15 protein-coding genes and 1 pseudogene are annotated in these 18,211 nt (G+C 69.8%); 3 read left to right on the top strand and 13 right to left on the bottom strand.

The genetic code is table 11. The features are described from left to right. Window positions 1-30 precede the first annotated feature (30 nt). From kdpA (RCR19_RS32730) to RCR19_RS32705, 6 genes are all read right to left on the bottom strand, one after another. The gene (gene kdpA / locus RCR19_RS32730; RefSeq protein WP_331268381.1) at window positions 31-1,680 is read right to left on the bottom strand and encodes a potassium-transporting ATPase subunit KdpA; all 1,650 of its coding nucleotides are present in this window, start codon (window positions 1,678-1,680) and stop codon (window positions 31-33) included. A 1-nt stretch (window position 1,681) separates the two neighbouring features. After that, entirely contained in the window at window positions 1,682-2,584 is a 903-nt protein-coding gene (locus RCR19_RS32725; RefSeq protein WP_331268380.1) for a potassium-transporting ATPase subunit C, read from the bottom strand. Between the two features lie 2 nt (window positions 2,585-2,586). Continuing rightward, on the bottom strand, window positions 2,587-4,734 hold the full coding sequence (gene kdpB, locus RCR19_RS32720) for a potassium-transporting ATPase subunit KdpB (RefSeq protein ID WP_331268379.1): 2,148 nt from the start codon (window positions 4,732-4,734) through the stop codon (window positions 2,587-2,589). Between the two features lie 41 nt (window positions 4,735-4,775). After that, window positions 4,776-4,865: a K(+)-transporting ATPase subunit F gene (gene kdpF / locus RCR19_RS32715; RefSeq protein WP_059129256.1), complete on the bottom strand. Its 90-nt coding sequence runs from the start codon at window positions 4,863-4,865 to the stop codon at window positions 4,776-4,778. Between the two features lie 98 nt (window positions 4,866-4,963). Next, window positions 4,964-6,295, bottom strand: a complete 1,332-nt coding sequence (gene lysA / locus RCR19_RS32710; protein ID WP_331268378.1) for a diaminopimelate decarboxylase — start codon at window positions 6,293-6,295, stop codon at window positions 4,964-4,966. A 14-nt stretch (window positions 6,296-6,309) separates the two neighbouring features. After that, entirely contained in the window at window positions 6,310-6,750 is a 441-nt protein-coding gene (locus RCR19_RS32705; RefSeq protein ID WP_331268377.1) for an SAV_915 family protein, read from the bottom strand. 325 nt (window positions 6,751-7,075) lie between these two features. Here RCR19_RS32705 and RCR19_RS32700 point away from each other — a divergent pair, with 325 nt between their 5' ends. Together RCR19_RS32700 and RCR19_RS32695 are read left to right on the top strand one after the other, a co-directional pair. Next, complete coding sequence (locus RCR19_RS32700; RefSeq protein WP_331268376.1) at window positions 7,076-7,657, top strand: universal stress protein; 582 nt, start codon at window positions 7,076-7,078, stop codon at window positions 7,655-7,657. Between the two features lie 285 nt (window positions 7,658-7,942). Further along, window positions 7,943-8,521 (top strand): universal stress protein, encoded by a 579-nt coding sequence (locus RCR19_RS32695; RefSeq protein WP_331268375.1) that lies wholly within the window; start codon window positions 7,943-7,945, stop codon window positions 8,519-8,521. A 98-nt stretch (window positions 8,522-8,619) separates the two neighbouring features. On the opposite strand, the gene RCR19_RS32690 is transcribed toward RCR19_RS32695, so the two are convergent. The 7 genes and pseudogenes from RCR19_RS32690 to RCR19_RS32660 all read right to left on the bottom strand — a co-directional run. Continuing rightward, window positions 8,620-11,160, bottom strand: coding sequence for a sensor histidine kinase KdpD (locus RCR19_RS32690; RefSeq protein ID WP_331268374.1), 2,541 nt, complete (start codon window positions 11,158-11,160; stop codon window positions 8,620-8,622). 2 nt (window positions 11,161-11,162) lie between these two features. Further along, complete coding sequence (locus RCR19_RS32685) at window positions 11,163-11,846, bottom strand: response regulator transcription factor (protein ID WP_331268373.1); 684 nt, start codon at window positions 11,844-11,846, stop codon at window positions 11,163-11,165. 131 nt (window positions 11,847-11,977) lie between these two features. Continuing rightward, entirely contained in the window at window positions 11,978-12,646 is a 669-nt protein-coding gene (locus tag RCR19_RS32680; protein ID WP_331268372.1) for a potassium-transporting ATPase subunit C, read from the bottom strand. A 5-nt stretch (window positions 12,647-12,651) separates the two neighbouring features. Continuing rightward, the gene (kdpB, locus tag RCR19_RS32675; protein ID WP_331268371.1) at window positions 12,652-14,790 is read right to left on the bottom strand and encodes a potassium-transporting ATPase subunit KdpB; all 2,139 of its coding nucleotides are present in this window, start codon (window positions 14,788-14,790) and stop codon (window positions 12,652-12,654) included. Then, window positions 14,787-16,451, bottom strand: coding sequence for a potassium-transporting ATPase subunit KdpA (kdpA, locus tag RCR19_RS32670; RefSeq protein ID WP_331268370.1), 1,665 nt, complete (start codon window positions 16,449-16,451; stop codon window positions 14,787-14,789). Before kdpA (RCR19_RS32670) ends, kdpB (RCR19_RS32675) begins: the two co-directional genes overlap by 4 nt. A gap of 8 nt (window positions 16,452-16,459) precedes the next feature. After that, window positions 16,460-16,549: a K(+)-transporting ATPase subunit F gene (gene kdpF, locus RCR19_RS32665; RefSeq protein WP_016434100.1), complete on the bottom strand. Its 90-nt coding sequence runs from the start codon at window positions 16,547-16,549 to the stop codon at window positions 16,460-16,462. Window positions 16,550-16,806: 257 nt separating this feature from the next. Continuing rightward, window positions 16,807-17,370, bottom strand: a pseudogene (locus RCR19_RS32660) (amino acid permease); the annotation flags it as partial. A 215-nt stretch (window positions 17,371-17,585) separates the two neighbouring features. Here RCR19_RS32660 and RCR19_RS32655 point away from each other — a divergent pair. Continuing rightward, complete coding sequence (locus RCR19_RS32655; RefSeq protein ID WP_331268369.1) at window positions 17,586-18,143, top strand: hypothetical protein; 558 nt, start codon at window positions 17,586-17,588, stop codon at window positions 18,141-18,143. Window positions 18,144-18,211 lie beyond the last annotated feature (68 nt).

Raw genomic sequence — 18,211 nt, 5'->3', positions numbered from 1 at the left:
GAGCACTGGCCCGCCCGGGGTTCATGGAAATCAGAGGAGCCCCTCCGCCAGCGGCCCGAGCGAGAGGGCCGGCAGGAAGTTGAGCAGCGCCAGGATGAGGGCGGCACCGGTGGCCAGAGCGATGAAGTTGACGCCACGGGCCTGGAGGGTGCCGACGGTGACCACGCCGGGCTGCTGACGGGCCAGCCGCCCGGCGAGGGCGAGCAGGAACACCATCGGCACATAGCGCCCGATCAGCATGGCCGCGCTCATCAGCAGGTTGTGGAAGTCGGTGGCACCGTTGAAGCCCGCCATGGCACTTCCGTTGCTGTTGACGTTGGAGGTGTAGGCGTACACCAGCTCGGTCAGGCCGTGCGGTCCCGGGTTGCCCATGGACGACTGGCCCTGCCCCAGCGCGACGGCGAGGGCCGAGCAGCCCAGGATGGCCGTCGGCGCGACCAGCGCGTACAGGACGACGTAACGCATCTCCGGGAACCCGATCCGCTTGCGCAAGTACTCGGGCGTCCGGCCGACCATCAGGCCGCCGATGAACACGGCGATCATCACCGCGATGACCAGACCGTACAGTCCGCTGCCGGTGCCGCCAGGGGCGATCTCGCCGAGCATCATCGCCGACAGCAGCACCCCTCCGCCGAAGCTGGAGAAGCTGTCGTAGGCGGAGTTGGCCGCGCCGTCCGCCGAACCGGTGGCCGCCACGCCGAAGAGCGTGGAGCCGGGAATGCCGACACGGGTCTCGGTCCCCTCGTACTGCCCGCCGACCGCCGCCGTCACGGTGCCGGAGTGGGCGTTCTGCGCGAGGCTGCCGGCCGCGAGCAGCAGTCCGAAGAGGATGCCGACGACCGCGAGCAGCGTCCAGCTCTGCCGCAGCGAACCGATCATCCGGCCGTAGGTGCGGATGAAGGCGGTCGGGATCAGCAGCATCAGCACGATCTCGATGGCGTTGGTGTACGCCGACGGGTTCTCGAAGGGGTGCGCGCTGCTGGCGTTGAAGACACCGCCGCCGTCGCCGGACATCAGTTTCAGCGGCTCCCAGGAGCCGACCGGACCGCCGAGCAGGGTCTGCTGTCCGCCCGCGACCGTGGTGACGGTGTGCGCGCCGCCCAGGTTCTGGGGGACGCCCAGGGCGATCAGGATGATCCCGGAGACGATCGACAGGGGCACGATGACCCGGAAGATCGTACGGTTCAGGTCGACCCAGAAGTTGCCCAGTTGGGCGGTGTCCCGGCGCACGAGGCCCCGGATGAGGGCGAGCGCGGCGCAGATGCCGACGGCCGCCGAGGCGAAGGCCTGGACGCCGAGGCCGGCCATCACCGCGAGGTGACCGGTGGTGGACTCGCCCGCGTAGTTCTGCCAGCTGGTGTTGGTGGTGAAGCTGACCGCGGTGTGCAGGGCGAGCCGCCAGGGCATCCCCTCGTGTCCGGTGGACCAGGGCAGCCTGCCCTGAAGCGTGAACAGGGCGAAGAGCGCCGCGATGCTCATCAGGCTGAAGGCGAGCAGGGCGAACAGGTAGTGCCGCCAGTCCTGTTCACGGTCCGGGTCGACCCCGCACACCTTGTACAGGACGCGCTCGGCCCGCCTGTGCGGGCCGCCGTCGAGGGCTTTCGCCATGTAGTCGCCGAGCGGTACGTGCAGTGCGACGACGACCGCGAGGATGAGGGTGGCCTGGAGCCAGGCGTACATGTCAGGCCCCCTTCACGGGATGCGTGCGGTCGAGCGCCGCGTTCAACTGGACGACGTTCACTGCCGGTGCGCCGAGCACTCCGAGTCCCCGGCCGCTGGTGTACCGGTCGATCAGCTTGCGCAGGGAGTCCTCGCCCATACCGCGCTCACGGGCGACACGCGGGCCCTGGAGCTCGGCGTAGGCCGGACTGATCTGGGGGTCGAGTCCGCTGGCGCTCGCGGTGACCGCGTCGGCCGGGACCTCGGGGTGGGCGGGCGCGTCACCGCGGACCGGGGTGACCACGGCCTTGCCGTAGTCCTCCCCCGGCGTGGCGCACGTGACCGTCACACTCTCGTAGGTGGCGACGAACGGCTTCGCGGGACAGGCCTGGTTGACGCTGACCACACGAGTCGCCCTGCCCGTGGTACCGCCGTCGCGGAAGACACCGAGCACGGCGCCGACACCGTCGGCCGTGCAGTACGGGCGGGAGCCGTCGACGTGCTCCAGTTCGCCGACCGCCTTGCTGCGGGCGCAGACCTGGGTGAGCAGGCTCTGCTTGCCGGAGTCCGGCTGCCCCTTGACGGGCAGGACGTCGACGGTCGACTCGGGGCCGAGGTTGCCGGCAGCCGAGGCCGAGGCGTCGTATCCGGTGCCCGCGTTGGAGGGCCGGGGCTGGAAGTAGTAGGGGATCGGGTTGCCCTTCTTGTCGAGGAAGGACTGCCCGATCAGTTCGCTGCCGGCCTGCTTGCCGCCGGCACCGGTGAGCGGGGAGCCCTGCGCAGCCTGGCGCAGCCCCGGGATCTGGGCGATCGCGGTCATGCCCAGGGGGTAAGCGAGGCCCACGAGCAGGGTGAGCACGATGACCACCCGGATCGCCGCCACATGGTGGCCGATCCAGGCGGGCATCCTGGAGAAGAAGGTCATGGTCAGATCCCGGGGATGAACTGGACGACGGCGACGTCGATGAACTTGATGGCGAGGAAGGGCAGGATGAGCCCGCCCATGCCGTAGATCCACAGGTTGCGGGTCAGCAGGGAGTCCGCGCTGCTCGGCCGGTAGCGCACTCCGCGCAGGGCCAGCGGGATCAGCACGGCAATGATCACCGCGTTGAAGATGACCGCGGACAGGATCGCCGACGTCGGTGAGTGGAGCCGCATGATGTTGATCGCGTCGAGCGCCGGGTAGACCCCGCCGAACATGGCCGGGAGGATCGCGAAGTACTTGGCGATGTCGTTGGCGATCGAGAACGCGGTCAACGCGCCCCGGGTGATGAGGAGTTGCTTGCCGATCTCCACGATGTCGATGATCTTCGTGGGGTCGGAGTCGAGGTCGACCATGTTGCCGGCCTCCTTGGCGGCCGACGTGCCCGTGTTCATCGCCACGCCGACGTCCGCCTGTGCGAGCGCGGGGGCGTCGTTGGTGCCGTCGCCGGTCATGGCGACCAGGTGGCCGCCCGCCTGCTCCTTCTTGATGAGCGCGAGCTTGTCCTCGGGCGTGGCCTCGGCGAGGAAGTCGTCGACGCCCGCCTCGTCCGCGATGGCCTTCGCGGTGACGGGGTTGTCACCGGTGACCATGACGGTGCGGATGCCCATCCGGCGCAGTTCGGCGAAGCGTTCCCTGAGGCCGGGCTTCACCACGTCCTTGAGGTGGACGACACCCAGCACCCTCGCGGGGCCGTCCGCCGGCTGCTCGGCGACCGCGAGCGGGGTGCCACCGGAGGCCGAGACCTGCTTCACGCATACGTCCAGCGCCGCGGGCACGGTGCCGCCGTTCTCCTGAACCCACGCCGCGACCGCGGACGCCGCACCCTTGCGCAGCCGTCGCGCTCCCCCGTCCGCCCGGGAGGCGTCCGCGGCCAGGTCCACTCCGGACATCCGGGTGGTGGCACTGAAGGGCACCCAAGCGGCGTCCCCGGGCACGGTGGCCTCCAGGCCGAACTTGTCACGCACGTACGCGACGATGGAGCGGCCCTCGGGCGTCTCGTCGGCGAGGCTGGAAAGGGCCGCGGCGTCCGCGAGCCGACGACCCGTCACGGAGTCGACCGTGAGCAGGTCGCTCGCACGCCGGTTGCCGTAGGTGATGGTGCCGGTCTTGTCGAGCAGCAGGGTGTTGACGTCGCCGGCGGCCTCGACCGCGCGGCCCGACATGGCGAGCACGTTGCGCTGCACCAACCGGTCCATGCCCGCGATACCGATAGCGGACAGCAGTCCGCCGATGGTCGTCGGAATCAGGCAGACGAGCAGCGAGACCAGGACGATGCCGGTGACGCCGTCGGCGGTGAGGGCCTGACTGTCGGGCGCGGCGGCCATGAAGGCCTTGGAGAAGATCGCCATCGGCTGGAGCGTGAGGACCGCCACCAGGAAGACGAACGTCATCATGACCAGCAGCAGGTTGAGCGCGAGTTCGTTCGGCGTCTTCTGCCGGTTGGCGCCCTCGACCAGGGAGATCATCCGGTCCAGGAAGGACGCGCCCGGCTCCTGGGTGACGCGGACGACGATCCGGTCCGACAGCACACGCGTGCCACCGGTGACGGCCGAGCGGTCACCGCCCGCCTCGCGGATCACCGGCGCGGACTCGCCGGTGATGGCGGACTCGTCGATGCTGGCGACGCCTTCGATGACGTCACCGTCGCCGGGGACGAGTTCACCGGCCTCGACGACCACGAGGTCATCGCGCCGCAGCTCCCCCGCGCCGACGCTCTCCTCGATGTACGAGCCGGAGCCGGCGCCTGGCTGCCATCCGACGAGACGACGGGCGACGGTCTGACGGCGCATCCCGCGCAGGGTGTCGGCCTGGGCCCGGCCACGGCTTTCGGCCACGGCCTCCGCGAGGTTCGCGAAGACGACCGTCAGCCACAGCCAGGCGGTGATCAGCCATCCGAACAAAGACGCATGGGCGATGGCGAGGCCCGTCGTCAGGGCCGCACCGATCTCGGTGACGAACATGACCGGGTTGCGGGCCAGCGTCACCGGGTTGAGCTTGAGCAACGCGGCCGGCAGGGCCAACCACAGCTGTTGAGGGTCGAGAAGCCCGGCGCCGATGCGGCGCGAGGGGCCCGGGGCGCCTGCCGGCATGCTTTCCGCGGGTTTCTCCCTCACGGGGGCGGGGGCGGCCATCAGAAGCGCTCCGGCTTGATCAGGGCCACCACCAGGTAGGCCAGCAGGGCGATCGCGACGATCAGCCCCACGATGTTCTCGGCCGTCACAAGGACCTCACTCGTAGTTCGGACAGGGTTGGGAGCACCTCCGGGCGAGGGCCGGGCCGTCGACTCGCCCGGAGGTGGATCGAATGGGGACGGGGCGACTACAACCCGACGTCCCGGCTGCGGATGTCGTCCAGGGACTCCCGGCGCACCAGGAGACGGGCGTGACCGTCGCGCACGGCAACCACCGGTGGCCGGCCGACCATGTTGTAACCGGAGGCCATCGACACGTGGTACGCGCCCGCGACCGGGACGGCCAGCAGGTCCCCGGGGTGGACGTCGTCGGGGAGCTGCACGTCGGCGGCAATGACGTCGCCCGCCTCGCAGTGGCGGCCCACGACGGTCACCGGCGCCGTCGGCGCGGTGCTCTGGCGGCCGATGAGCCGCAGCGCGTAGCGCACACCGTAGAGCGCGGGCCGAGGGTTGTCGCTCATGCCGCCGTCGACCGCCACGAACGTGTGGTCGCCGGTGCGCTTGACCGACAGCACGTGGTACAGCGCGATCCCCGACGGGCCCGCGATGGCGCGCCCCGGCTCGATGATCAGACGCGGCACGGGAAGCCCGGCGGCGGCACACGCCTCGCTAAGCTCCGCACGGACCTTGCGCGCCAGCGCGGTGAGGTCCAGCGCCTGCTCACCAGGACGGTAGGCCACGCCGTGACCGCCGCCCAGGTTGAGCTCGGGCAGGACCAGCCCGTGCTGCTCGTGCAGCCGGGCCATCAGCCCCACCATGCGGCGCACCGCGAGCAGATACGGCTTGACACTGGTGATCTGCGAGCCCAGGTGGCAGTGCAGACCGGTCAGTTCGAGCTGCGGCTGGTCCAGAATGCGGCCGATGGCGTGCTGCGCGTAACCGTCCGCGATGGACAGACCGAACTTCTGGTCCGCCGTGCCGGTACGGATCTTCTCGTGACCGCCGGCGCTGATGCCGGGGACCACCCGGACCATCACCTTCTGGTGCCCCGCGGGTCCGACGGCGGCGGCCAGCCGCGCGATCTCCGACGGGCTGTCGATCACGATACGGCCGACACCGAGGCGCAGCGCGGTCTCCAGATCGCGCGGGGACTTGGCGTTACCGTGCAGCACGATCCGCTCGGCCGGGAATCCGGTCGTGACCGCGAGCTCCAGCTCGCCGGCCGAGCAGACATCCAGGCCGAGGCCCTCCTCGGCCATCCAGTGGACCATGGCCCGGCACAGGAACGCCTTGGCCGCGTAGAGGACTTCGGCCTCCGGGAAGGCGTCCCGATAGGTGCGGCAGCGCTCGCGCACCTCGGCCTCGTCCATGACGTAGACAGGGGTCCCGAAGCGCTCGGCGACCTCGGTCAGCGGGACGCCGCCCACCGCGAGGTCACCGCGGTGGTGCTCGGCGGTCGAGGCCGGCCAGACCGACAGCTCTTCGGAAGTGGTGACCGCGGGTTCGCGGACGGTGGTCATGATGCCTTCCCCTCTCAACCTATCCAGAGCGCCAGCGCCGAGACCAGCGCGGCGGCACCGGTCACCCGCAGCACACCGACGGCCTGCGGATCCCAGATGCTCGTGCGTGAATTCCTCACAGGGGGCTTCTCCGGCACCCGGGGCAGCTCCGCGGCCCGGGTCGGGGTGGGGGCCGGTGCGGAGAACTGGGGGTCCACCGTGACGGTGGTGACACCCAGCGGCGTGGTGAGCGCGCGCAGTGCGGGCTCGGCCAGCCGGATCCACTGCTGGTCGGAGCCGAGCGTCGCGATCAGGCGTTCCTCGGAGGTGAAGCCGACGGCCGTACGGTCGCCGAGGGGGGTGCGGAAGATGCGGGCCGCACACCCGACCGGACCCGACCGGACCGGGACGAACAAGGGTCCGGCCGGGAACCGTTCACAAGGTTCCGGGTCTTCACCGCTCAGGATGTCTGTCATGGGATGCCTCCTGGAGGATCCGGGTGCTTCGTCAGTGGGGGGGTGGCCCCGACAGCGGGGAGGCGTACCGGGGCTTGCACAAGACGCTATGCCCCGCCACCCGGGGGTTCGGAGGTTTCATGACGCGATGCTGACGGCAATCGGGATGACGCTGACGGGATGCTGACACGAGGGCGGAACGCCCTTCGGGCAGCTCATCAAGGCGACGCCAAGAAATCCGCCCACAGGCTGTTCGCAGGCCCGGGACCAGGGGTGTGATGGAGAGGCCCACTCAAGGGCGGCCCACGGGACACGCCCGCGGGCGCGTACGAGGAACGGTGGAGTCATGCCCGGTACCGGCGCCGCCCCCACAACCCCTGCTCGCGTCGTGGTGGGCGTGAGCGGCTCCCTGGGCAGTCTCACCGCCCTGCGCCGGGCCGCTGACGAGGCCCGCCGGCGGGAGGCCGAGCTGTGGCCGGTGCTGGCCTGGGAGCCGCCCGGGGGCGACCTCGTATCCCGCCACGGCCCCGGCACGACCGTGATGGTCGAGACCTGGCAGAACCTGGCCCGGGAGAAGATGCTCACCGCCCTCGCCGACGTCTTCGGCAAGGCCGGACCCGGTGTGGCCATGCATGCTCTCGTCACACGGGGCACCCCCGGGCCGGCACTGGTGGAGATCGCCGACCGCGACAGCGATGTGCTGGTCGTCGGGGCCGGACGGCGCAGCCTCTGGCACCGCGCCTGCTCCCGCTCCGTGAGCCGTTACTGCCTGACGCATGCCACCTGCCCGGTCTTCGCGGTGCCTCCGTCGCCCCTGGAGGCCGAACTCGCAGCGGCCCACCGTCGCAACGTCCTGGGACTCGGCCTGGACACGGGCTGCCTGGACCAGGAGGTGTTCCGGGTCACGCAGGAGCGGTCTGACTCCTGAATACCCGGCCGCCCGCGGCCCGGCCGTCGCCGCCCGCTCCCGCGACCGCGGCGCGGGGACTCCCTCACCGCAAAGCGGCGACCAACGGGCCCGGGAACCGGCTGCCGGTGAAACCCCACCCGGACGAACCCTGAAGGACACCCCCGACACGGCTCACTCGTGACGGACGGTCCCCCGGCACGTCAGAGGAACGCCAAGATGCGCTCCCGGGGTGCCCGCGGAACCCGGACCAGGAGTGAGATGGGAGGTGCGGACTCCGTACCGTGTGAGGAGACGACAGCAGCCATGGAGCATTCGGCCTCCGCCCCACCACCCCGCCGCCCGCGGGTGGTTGTCGGCGTGAGCGGCTCACCGGGCAGCATCACCGCCCTGCGCAGGGCGGTCCACGAGGCGCGACGCACCGGCGCGGAGTTGTGGGCGGTGTCCGCCTGGAACGTACCGGGCGGTGACGTCACGGCGCAGGACAACCCCGCCCCGCCCCTCCTGGTCGAACAGCGCGAGCAACGCGCCTTCCTGGAACTCTTCGACGTCATCGACCGGCTCTTCGGCGACGACGGCCCGGGCGTACCCGTCCATCTGGTGGCCGGCCGCGGGCCGGCCGGCCGGGTCCTGGTACAGGTCGCCGATAGCGACAGCGATGTGCTCGTCGTCGGCGCCGGACGCCGCGGCCGTCTGCGCCGCGCCCTGGGCCGCCCGGTGAGCCGCTACTGTTTCGCCCACGCCGGCTGTCCCGTCCTCGCCGTGCCGCCCTCCGAGCTCGAGGCCGCACTGGCCACGGCGCGGCGCCACCGCTTCCGTCGGAAGCGGCTGGACGTCGGGCAGTTGAAGGAGGAAACCGCATCAGGCGCCGAGAGGGGCTCGTAGGCAGCGTGCGGGTCCGCGGCCGGCCGCCCGTCGCACGGAAGGCCGGCCGGAGAAGCGCATGCGCGACCCCATCCCGTGGACGAAGTCGCCCCACGGTCCTATGTCATGGCGATCGTGGAGGGCACGGGCCGCACCGCCCGTTCCTCGCCCACCCGCAGGGTGACCACCATGGTCAGGCCGCCGCCCGGGGTGTCCTCCGCGTTGAGCGTGCCACCTACCGCCTCCGTGAAGCCACGGGCCACCGCGAGGCCGAGCCCCACTCCGGCACCACGCGGGGCGTCCCCGTAGCGCTGGAAGGGTTCGAAGATGCGCTCCTTCCCCTCGTCCGGCACCCCGGGTCCCCTATCCACGACACGAAGCTCGACACGGTCTCCGAGGGCACTCGCGGACACCAGCACCGGCTGGTCCTGCGGGCTGTAATTCACGGCGTTCTCGACGAGGTTGGCGACGACTCGCTCCAGCAGGCCCTTGTCCACCAGGACCATCGGCAGCGTCTCCGGAATGTCGAGCTCGACGCTGTCCTCCGGCACCCCGCCCAGCGCCATGGGCACCACCTCGTCGAGATCGATCTCCCGGACGATCGGGGTGACCGTGCCGGTCTGCAGGCGCGACATGTCCAGGAGATTGCCGACCACGTGGTCCAGACGGTCCGCACCCTCCTCGATCGCCTCGAGCAGCTCCGCCCGATCCTGATCCGACCACTCGACGTCGTCCGAACGCAACGAGGAGACCGACGCCTTGATGCCCGCCAGCGGAGTACGCAGGTCATGGCTGACGGCGGCCAGCAGCGCGGTACGGATACGGTTGCCCTCGGCCAGCGTCCGGGCCTGCTCGGCCTCCTCCTGCAGACGTCGCCGGTCCAGCACGACCGCGGCCTGCGCGGCGAAGGCGGCCAGCACCCGGCGGTCCTCGGCGGGCAGCACACGGCCCGTCAGGGCGAGGGCCATATGGTCCCCGACCGGCATGTCGACATCCGCGTCCTCCGGGCACTCCGAAGGCCGCGGCCCCACGCTTCCCGCACAGGTCCACGGCGCCACGTCGCTCTCCCGCTCCAGCAACGCCACCGACTCCATGCCGAACGTCTCGCGCACCCGCTCCAGCAGGGCCTCCAGACTGGTCTCGCCGCGCAGGACGCTGCCCGCGAGGAACGAGAGGATCTCCGACTCGGCGCGCAACCGGGCCGCTTGATGGGTGCGCCGGGCGGCGAGGTCCACCACCGAGGCCACCGACAGCGCGACCCCGACAAAAATCACGATCGCGACGATGTTCTCGGGGTCGGCGATGGTCAGCGTGTGGACCGGCGGGGTGAAGAACCAGTTCAGCAGCAGCGAACCCACCACCGCCGAAGCAAGCGAGGGCACGAGCCCGCCGAGCAGCGCCGCGGCCACCGTCAGCGCCAGGAACAGCAACATGTCGTTGGCGAGGCCGACTTCGGGCGAAAGACCGGTCAGGAAGAAGGTGAGCAGCGCGGGGCCGAGCACGCCGACGAGCCAGCCCCAGATGATCCGGACGCGCCCCAGCCGCGCCGTACGGGGCACCGGCAGCCCGCGCCCCTTGCCCGCCTCGGCATGGGTGATCAGGTGGACGTCGAGGTCGGGCCCCGACTCCCGGGCGACCGTCGCACCGACGCCGGGCCCGAAGACGTACTGCCAGGGCTTGCGACGGGAGACGCCCAGCACGATCTGTGTGGCGTTGACACCGCGTGCGAAGTCCAGCAACGACGCCGGGATGTCGTCCCCGACGACATGGTGGAAGGTGCCGCCCAGATCCTCGACCAGGGTGCGCTGGACGGCGAGTTCCTTGGGCGAGCCGGAAGTCAGGCCGTCGCTGCGGGAGATGTAGACGGCCAGCACCTCACCGCCGGCGCCCTTCTCCGCGAGGCGCGCGGCCCGGCGGATCAGCGTGCGCCCCTCGGGGCCACCGGTCAGACCGACGACGATCCGCTCACGCGAACCCCAGATCTTCGACACCCGGTGCTCGCTGCGGTACTCGTTGAGGTACTCGTCGACCCGGTCCGCCACCCACAGCAGGGCCAGCTCCCGCAGGGCGGTCAGGTTTCCGGGCCGGAAGTAGTTGGACAGGGCCGCGTCGACCTTGTCCGACTTGTAGATGTTGCCGTGCGCCATCCGTCTGCGCAGCGCCTGGGGCGACATGTCGACCAGCTCGATCTGGTCGGCGCGGCGCACCACCTCGTCCGGCACCGTCTCCTGCTGCCGGATGCCGGTGATCGACTCGACGACGTCGCCGAGGGACTCCAGGTGCTGGATGTTGACGGTCGAGACGACGTCGATCCCCGCGGCGAGCAACTCCTCGACGTCCTGCCAGCGCTTGGCGTTGCGGGACCCCGGGATGTTCGTATGGGGCAGCTCGTCGACCAGGGCCACCTGGGGGCGGCGCGCCAGGACGGCGTCGATGTCCATCTCGGTGAAGACGCTGCCCCGGTACTCGAGTTCCTTGCGCGGTATCTCCTCGAGCCCGCGCAGCATCACCTCGGTGCGCGGCCGATTGTGGTGTTCGACGAAGGCGACCACGCAGTCGGTGCCACGCTCGACGCGCCGGTGCGCCTCGGACAGCATCGCGTAGGTCTTGCCGACACCCGGTGCCGCACCGAGGTAGATCCGAAGCTTGCCGCGAGCCATGTTCATCCCTCGAATCGGTAACCCATGCCGGGTTCGGTGATCAGATAGCGGGGGTGTGAGGGGTCGGCCTCCAGTTTGCGGCGCAACTGGGCCATGTAGACCCGCAGGTAGTTCGTCTTGTTGCTCTGGGACACCCCCCACACCTCCTGAAGCAGGTACTTCTGCGTCACGAGCCGGCCGGGGTTGGTGACCAGGATCTCCAGCAGGTGCCATTCGGTCGGCGTGAGCCGCACGTCCCGACCGTGTCTGACGACCCTCTTGGCGAGGAGGTCGATGGTGAACTCGCCCGTCTCCACCTGCGTCGTCTCGGGCGCCAGCGGCACGTCCTCGGTACGGCGCACCGCTGCCCGCAGCCGGGCCATGAGTTCGTCCATGCTGAACGGCTTGGTGACGTAGTCGTCGGCGCCGGCGTCCAGGGCGGCGACCTTCTCGTCGGACGCCTGACGGGCCGACAGCACCATGACCGGTACGCGGGTCCAGCCCCTCAGGGCCTTCAGGACGTCCACCCCGTCCATGTCGGGCAGGCCGAGATCCAGTATCACCACGTCGGGCTGGCGTGAGGCCGCCAGGCGCAGGGCCGTGGCACCGTCGGGTGCCGCGTCCACTCCGTAGCGGCGGGCCTGCAGGTTGATCACGAGGGCCCGTACGAGTTGGGGGTCGTCCTCCACCACCAGCACCCTGGTCATGGGTGTGCGCCTTTCGTGTCGTGCGTGGGCCGTGGGCGCCGCAGGCGGCGCAACCGGCCTCATGGCGACGGGAGTCGGCGGGTCCGGATTGCCTCCCGGACCGCCGACTCCCGCTCGAATCGCGTGGTGCCTCAGCTCTTGGTCACGAGTCCCTTGAGCGCGATGTTGAGCTCGAGGACGTTGACGCGGGGCTCACCGATGAAGCCGAGGGTACGGCTCGTGGTGTGGTCCTTGACGAGCTTCTCCACCTGGGCGACGGGCAGGCCGTTCTTGTCGGCGACCCGGTGGACCTGGATGTCCGCGTACTGCGGGGAGATGTCCGGGTCCAGACCGGAGCCGGAGGACGTCACCGCGTCGGCGGGGACGTCGGACGGCTTGACGGTGTAGCCGGCGACCGAATTGTCCTTGACGACCGCGGCCTTGGCGTCCTTGACCCACTTGATCAGGTCGGCGTTGTCACCGGAACGGTTGGTGGCGCCGGACAGGATCAGCTTGTACTGGGTGTTGACGCTGTTGGAGCCGAGGCCGTTCTGGGGACGGCCCTGGAACCACTTCAGGTCGGGGTCGGGGGTCTCCTGACCCTTCTTCAGCGGCAGGTTGTAGGCCTGGCCGATGAGAGAGGAGCCGACGACCTTCCCGTCCGCCTTGATCTCGGAACCGTTCGCCTTGTCGTTGAACAGGCCCTGGGTGATGCCGGTGACGACCAGCGGGTAGATGACACCGGTCACCAGGGTCAGCACGAGGAGGGCCCGCAGGCCCGCCCCGAGCAACCGGGCGGTGGTCGAAACGGAGTTGTTCATGGCGATCAGCCGATCCCGGGGATGAGGGAGATGATCATGTCGATGATCTTGATACCGATGAAGGGGGCGATGAGGCCGCCGAGACCGTAGATCCCGAGGTTGCGGCGGAGCAGCTTGTCCGCGCTCACGGGCCGGTACTGCACGCCCCTCAGGGACAGCGGTACCAGAGCCACGATGATGAGCGCGTTGAAGATGACCGCGGACAGGATCGCGGAGTCCGGCGAGGCCAGGTGCATGACGTTCAGCTTGTCCAGGCCGGGGTAGACGGCCGCGAACAGCGCCGGGATGATCGCGAAGTACTTCGCGACGTCGTTGGCGATGGAGAACGTCGTCAGCGCACCACGGGTGATCAGCAACTGCTTGCCGATCTCCACGATCTCGATGAGCTTGGTCGGGTTGGAGTCGAGGTCGACCATGTTGCCGGCCTCCTTGGCGGCCGACGTACCCGTGTTCATCGCCACGCCGACGTCCGCCTGCGCCAGGGCCGGGGCGTCGTTGGTGCCGTCACCGGTCATCGCGACGAGCTTGCCGCCCGCCTGCTCCCGCTTGATCAGCGCCATCTTGTCCTCGGGAGTGGCCTCCGCGAGGAAGTCGTCGACACCCGCCTCCTGGGCGATCGCCTTGGCCGTCAGCGGGTTGTCACCCGTGATCATGACGGTCTTGATGCCCATACGGCGCAGCTCGTCGAACCGCTCGCGCATGCCCTCCTTGACGACGTCCTTCAGGTGGATGACGCCCAGGACACGGGCACCCTGCTCGTCCTTGACGGCGACCAGCAGTGGGGTGCCGCCCGCCTCGGAGATCCCGTTGGCGATCGAGTCGGCGTCCTCGGCGACCGTGCCGCCCTGCTCCTGCACCCAGGCGATGACCGAACCGGACGCGCCCTTGCGGATCTTCCTGCCGTCGACGTCCACACCCGACATACGGGTCTGGGCGGTGAAGGCGATCCACTCGGCGTGCGTCAGCTCGCCCTGGTGGCGCTCGCGCAGACCGTACTTCTCCTTCGCCAGGACGACGACGGAGCGGCCCTCGGGGGTCTCGTCGGCCAGCGAGGAGAGCTGGGCGGCGTCCGCGACCTCGGCCTCGGTGGTGCCCTTGACGGGCAGGAACTCGGCGGCCTGGCGGTTGCCGAGCGTGATGGTGCCGGTCTTGTCGAGCAGCAGCGTGGAGACGTCTCCGGCGGCTTCGACCGCGCGGCCCGACATGGCGAGGACGTTGCGCTGGACCAGGCGGTCCATGCCCGCGATACCGATCGCCGACAGCAGTGCGCCGATGGTGGTCGGGATCAGACAGACCAGCAGGGCCACCAGCACGACCATCGTCAGGTGCGTGCCCGCGTAGTCGGCGAGCGGCGGCAGCGTGGCACACGCCAGCAGGAAGACGATCGTCAGCGACGCCAGGAGGATGTTCAGCGCGATCTCGTTCGGCGTCTTCTGCCGGGACGCGCCCTCCACGAGGCTGATCATCCGGTCGATGAAGGTCTCGCCGGGCTTCGTCGTGATCTTGATGACGATGCGGTCGGAGAGCACCTTCGTACCGCCGGTCACCGCGGAGCGGTCACCACCGGACTCACGGATGACGGGCGCCGACTCACCGGTGATCGCCGACTCGTCGACGGACGCGACGCCCTCGATGACGTCGCCGTCACCGGGGATGACGTCCCCGGCCTCGCAGACGACCAGATCGCCGATCCTCAGGTCGGTACCCGGAACGCGCTCCTCGGACTTGCCGTCCTGCAGCAGTCGGCGCGCCACCGTGTCGGTCTTGGCCTTGCGCAGGGTGTCGGCCTGCGCCTTGCCGCGGCCCTCGGCGACGGCCTCGGCCAGGTTGGCGAAGATGACGGTCAGCCACAGCCAGGCGCTGATCGCCCAGCCGAACCAGTCGCTCGGGTCCTTGAAGGAGAACACCGTGGTCAGGATGGAGCCGACCCACACCACGAACATCACGGGGGACTTGATCATCACCCGCGGGTCGAGCTTGCGGCAGGCGTCCGGCAGTGACTTGATCAGCTGCTTCGGGTCGAAGAGGCCCGCGCCGACACGGCCCTCTGCGGTCTTGTGCCCGGAGGGTACGTCGCTGTGCGGCGCCCGGGTCGGAGTGGCTGTGGACACTGTGTCCTCTTGCTTCTCTGTGCGAGTGGTCATGACGCCAGCCCCTCGGCCAGCGGGCCCAGCGCCAGGGCCGGGAAGTACGTCAGACCGGTGATGATGAGGATCGCGCCCACCAGCAGACCGGTGAACAGCGGCTTCTCGGTGCGCAGGGTGCCCGCGGTGACCGGGACCGGCTTCTGCTCGGCGAGCGAGCCGGCCAGCGCCAGGACGAACACCATCGGCAGGAAGCGACCGAACAGCATCGCGAGGCCCAGGGTGGTGTTGAACCACTGGGTGTCCGCGTTCAGGCCGGCGAAGGCCGAGCCGTTGTTGTTGGCGGCGGACGTGTAGGCGTAGAGGATCTCGGAGAATCCGTGCGCCCCGCTGTTGGTCATCGAGTTGCCGGGTGTGGGCAGGGCCATCGCGAACGCGGTGAACACCAGGACCAGCGCCGGGGTGATCAGGATGTATATGGCCGCGAGCTTGATCTCGCGCGAGCCGATCTTCTTGCCCAGGTACTCGGGCGTACGGCCGACCATCAGACCGGCGATGAACACCGCGATGATCGCGAGAATCAGGATGCCGTACAGACCGGAGCCCGTACCACCGGGGGCGATCTCGCCCAGCATCATGCTGAGCATGGTGATGCCGCCGCCGAGGCCGGTGAACGAGGAGTGGAAGGAGTCCACCGCACCGGTCGAGGTGAGGGTGGTCGACACCGCGAAGATCGACGAACCGCCGACACCGAAGCGGACCTCCTTGCCCTCCATGGCGCCGCCGGCGATCTGGAAGGCCGGGCCGTGGTGGGCGAACTCGGTCCACATCATCAGGGCGACGAAGCCGACCCAGATGGTGCCCATGGTCGCGAGGATCGCGTAGCCCTGCTTGACCGAGCCGACCATGACGCCGAACGTGCGGGTCAGCGCGAACGGGATCAGCAGGATCAGGAAGATCTCGAGCAGGTTCGAGAACGGGGACGGGTTCTCGAAGGGGTGGGCGCTGTTGGCGTTGAAGTAGCCGCCGCCGTTGGTGCCCAGCTCCTTGATGGCCTCCTGCGAGGCGACCGCTCCGCCGTTCCACTGCTGCGATCCGCCCATGAACTGGCCGACCTCGTGGATGCCGGAGAAGTTCTGGATGGCGCCCAGGGCGACCAGGACGATCGCGGCGACCGCGGCGAGCGGCACCAGGATGCGGATCGTGCCGCGCACCAGGTCGGCCCAGAAGTTGCCGAGGTCACCGGTGCGCGAGCGCGCAAAACCGCGCACCAGCGCCACGGCGACGGCGATGCCGACGGCCGCGGAGACGAAGTTCTGGACGGCAAGACCGGCGGTCTGCACGACGTGGCCCATGGCCTGCTCGCCGTAGTACGACTGCCAGTTGGTGTTGGTCACGAAGGACACGGCGGTGTTGAACGCCTGGTCCGGGTCGATGGCCTGGAAGCCGAGCGAGCCGGGCAGAACGCCCTGGAGCCGCTGCAGCAGGTAGAGGAAGAGGATGCCGGCCGCGGAGAAGGCGAGCACACCGCGCAGGTACGCGGGCCAGCGCATCTCCGTGTCCGGGTTGGCACCGATGCCCTTGTAGATCCACTTCTCGACACGCCAGTGCTTGTCGGAGGTATAGACCTTGGCCATGTAGTTGCCGAGGGGGACGTAGCAGAGCGCCAGAGCGGCGATCAGGGCGAGCAGCTGGAGCACGCCTGCAAGTACGGGACCCATGTCGTGTCTCAGAACCTCTCCGGGAAGATCAGGGCGAGGACGAGATAGCCCAGCAGGGCGACGGCCACGACCAGGCCGACGATGTTTTCGGCGGTCACAGCTTCGTCACCCCCTTGGCGACGAAGATCACCAGCGCGAAGCACGCGATCGTGGTGACGACGAAGGCCAGATCGGCCATCGTGAGCTCCTGGAATGAGGTTCGGTTGGAACAAGGACGGTTAAGAGAAACAGCCTTCCTGTCCGGATTCGACGCTCGTTGACGGCTCCCTTACGGCACGCTGCGCCCCTTTGACGGGACTCTTACGGCCCCCTGGAGGACCTGCGGGGAGGCATGGCCGTCGGGTCCGGATTTTCGTCAGAACAGCCGGAAGTGCAGTCTGCAGATCACCGCGTCGGTCTCCCGCCGCACCGCGTGGGCCACCACGGCACCGCGCTGGTTCTGCAGCAGGCGTTGCCGGAGCCGCTCGGGTTCGGTCTCCGGGATCAGGACGGTCACCCGGGTCGCCGGCTCGTTCACGCCGACCTTGCGGACGTAGGCGGCGATGGGGCGGCCGAGGGAGCGGCGCTCCTCGCCGAGCCGGACCGGGGGCACACCGGGGTCCCATTCGGCCCACGCGTGCTCCAGGGCGTGCGTCCGGGCGCGGTCCTCGGGGCCGGGGTGGCAGACGGTGACGGCACGGACCTCGTCGCCCAGCGAGGCGGCGGCCGTCAGGGCCTCGGAGGTCAGCCGGGACACCGAGGAGACGGGGACGATGACGACCGAGCGATTGCGGTGCGGGGGCTCGGGGATCCGGCCCAGGCGCAGGCGCTCACCGATCCGGCTGTGGGCACGGTGCACCGGCATCAGCAGCGGAAGCGCGAGTACTGTCAGCCAGGCGCCGTCCGCGAACTTGCTCACCGTGACGACGATGCACGACACGCGGTGCAGCCATGGTTGTGTGCGGGGGCCGTCGTGACCGACCGCTCCTTGTGCGTTCTTCGCGCCGAACCGGCCGACCTTGACAGCGCCTTGACGCACATGTGACGTGGGCAGCCCGCGCGCGCCGCTGCGACCGCGTCAAGAACGGCCGATGCCTCGTCAGAGTCGTGTCAAGGTGCGTTGCCCGGGCTCACCCGGTCCATATCGTCAGCGGTATGGGACGCCGCGACGACGCGCGAGACGACACGGTGGACGCGCACACGCAGGAGGCCGGCCGCGCGGTGTACGACCGGCGCTGGACCGGGGACCTGCACAGCTCGATCCGCTGCGCGGCCCTGCTCTTCGGCATGCTGCTGCTGATCGACTGGGGCTCCGGCCACCCGACGTGGTGGCGGACCGCACTGTGGCTCGCGCTGTCGGTACTGCTCTTCCTGGTGCTCCACCCACGGCGGGTGTCGGCGGGCGAGGGCTGGCTGGCCTCGCGCGGACTGATCGGCACACAGCGGGTCCGCACCGACATGCTGGTGTCGCTGCGCAGCCTGGAGGGCGTCTCCCAGCGGCTGGTTCTGCGGGACGCGTTCGGCGACCGCGTCGAGCTCGATCCCCAGGTGCTGGTGAACAACCCCGACCTCTGGTACCGCCTCCACGAGGACGTGCGCAGGTCCGCCGAGCTCGGCTCCCTGCTGTGCGGGGCGACCGCGCTGCGCCGCATCCAGGAACGGATCGAACGCGAGACCGCCCACACGGTGTTCAAGATGTCCGGAATGGAATGACGCCTCCACAGCCCCGCCGGACCCGGTCCCTCCGGCCGCCTGCCTCCAGCTGAAGCGGGCGTCCCGTT

This window comes from Streptomyces sp. WAC07094 (genome assembly GCF_036320405.1).
GTDB classification, from domain to species: domain Bacteria; phylum Actinomycetota; class Actinomycetes; order Streptomycetales; family Streptomycetaceae; genus Streptomyces; species Streptomyces lannensis.
This window is presented reverse-complemented; position numbering and strand designations above follow the sequence as displayed.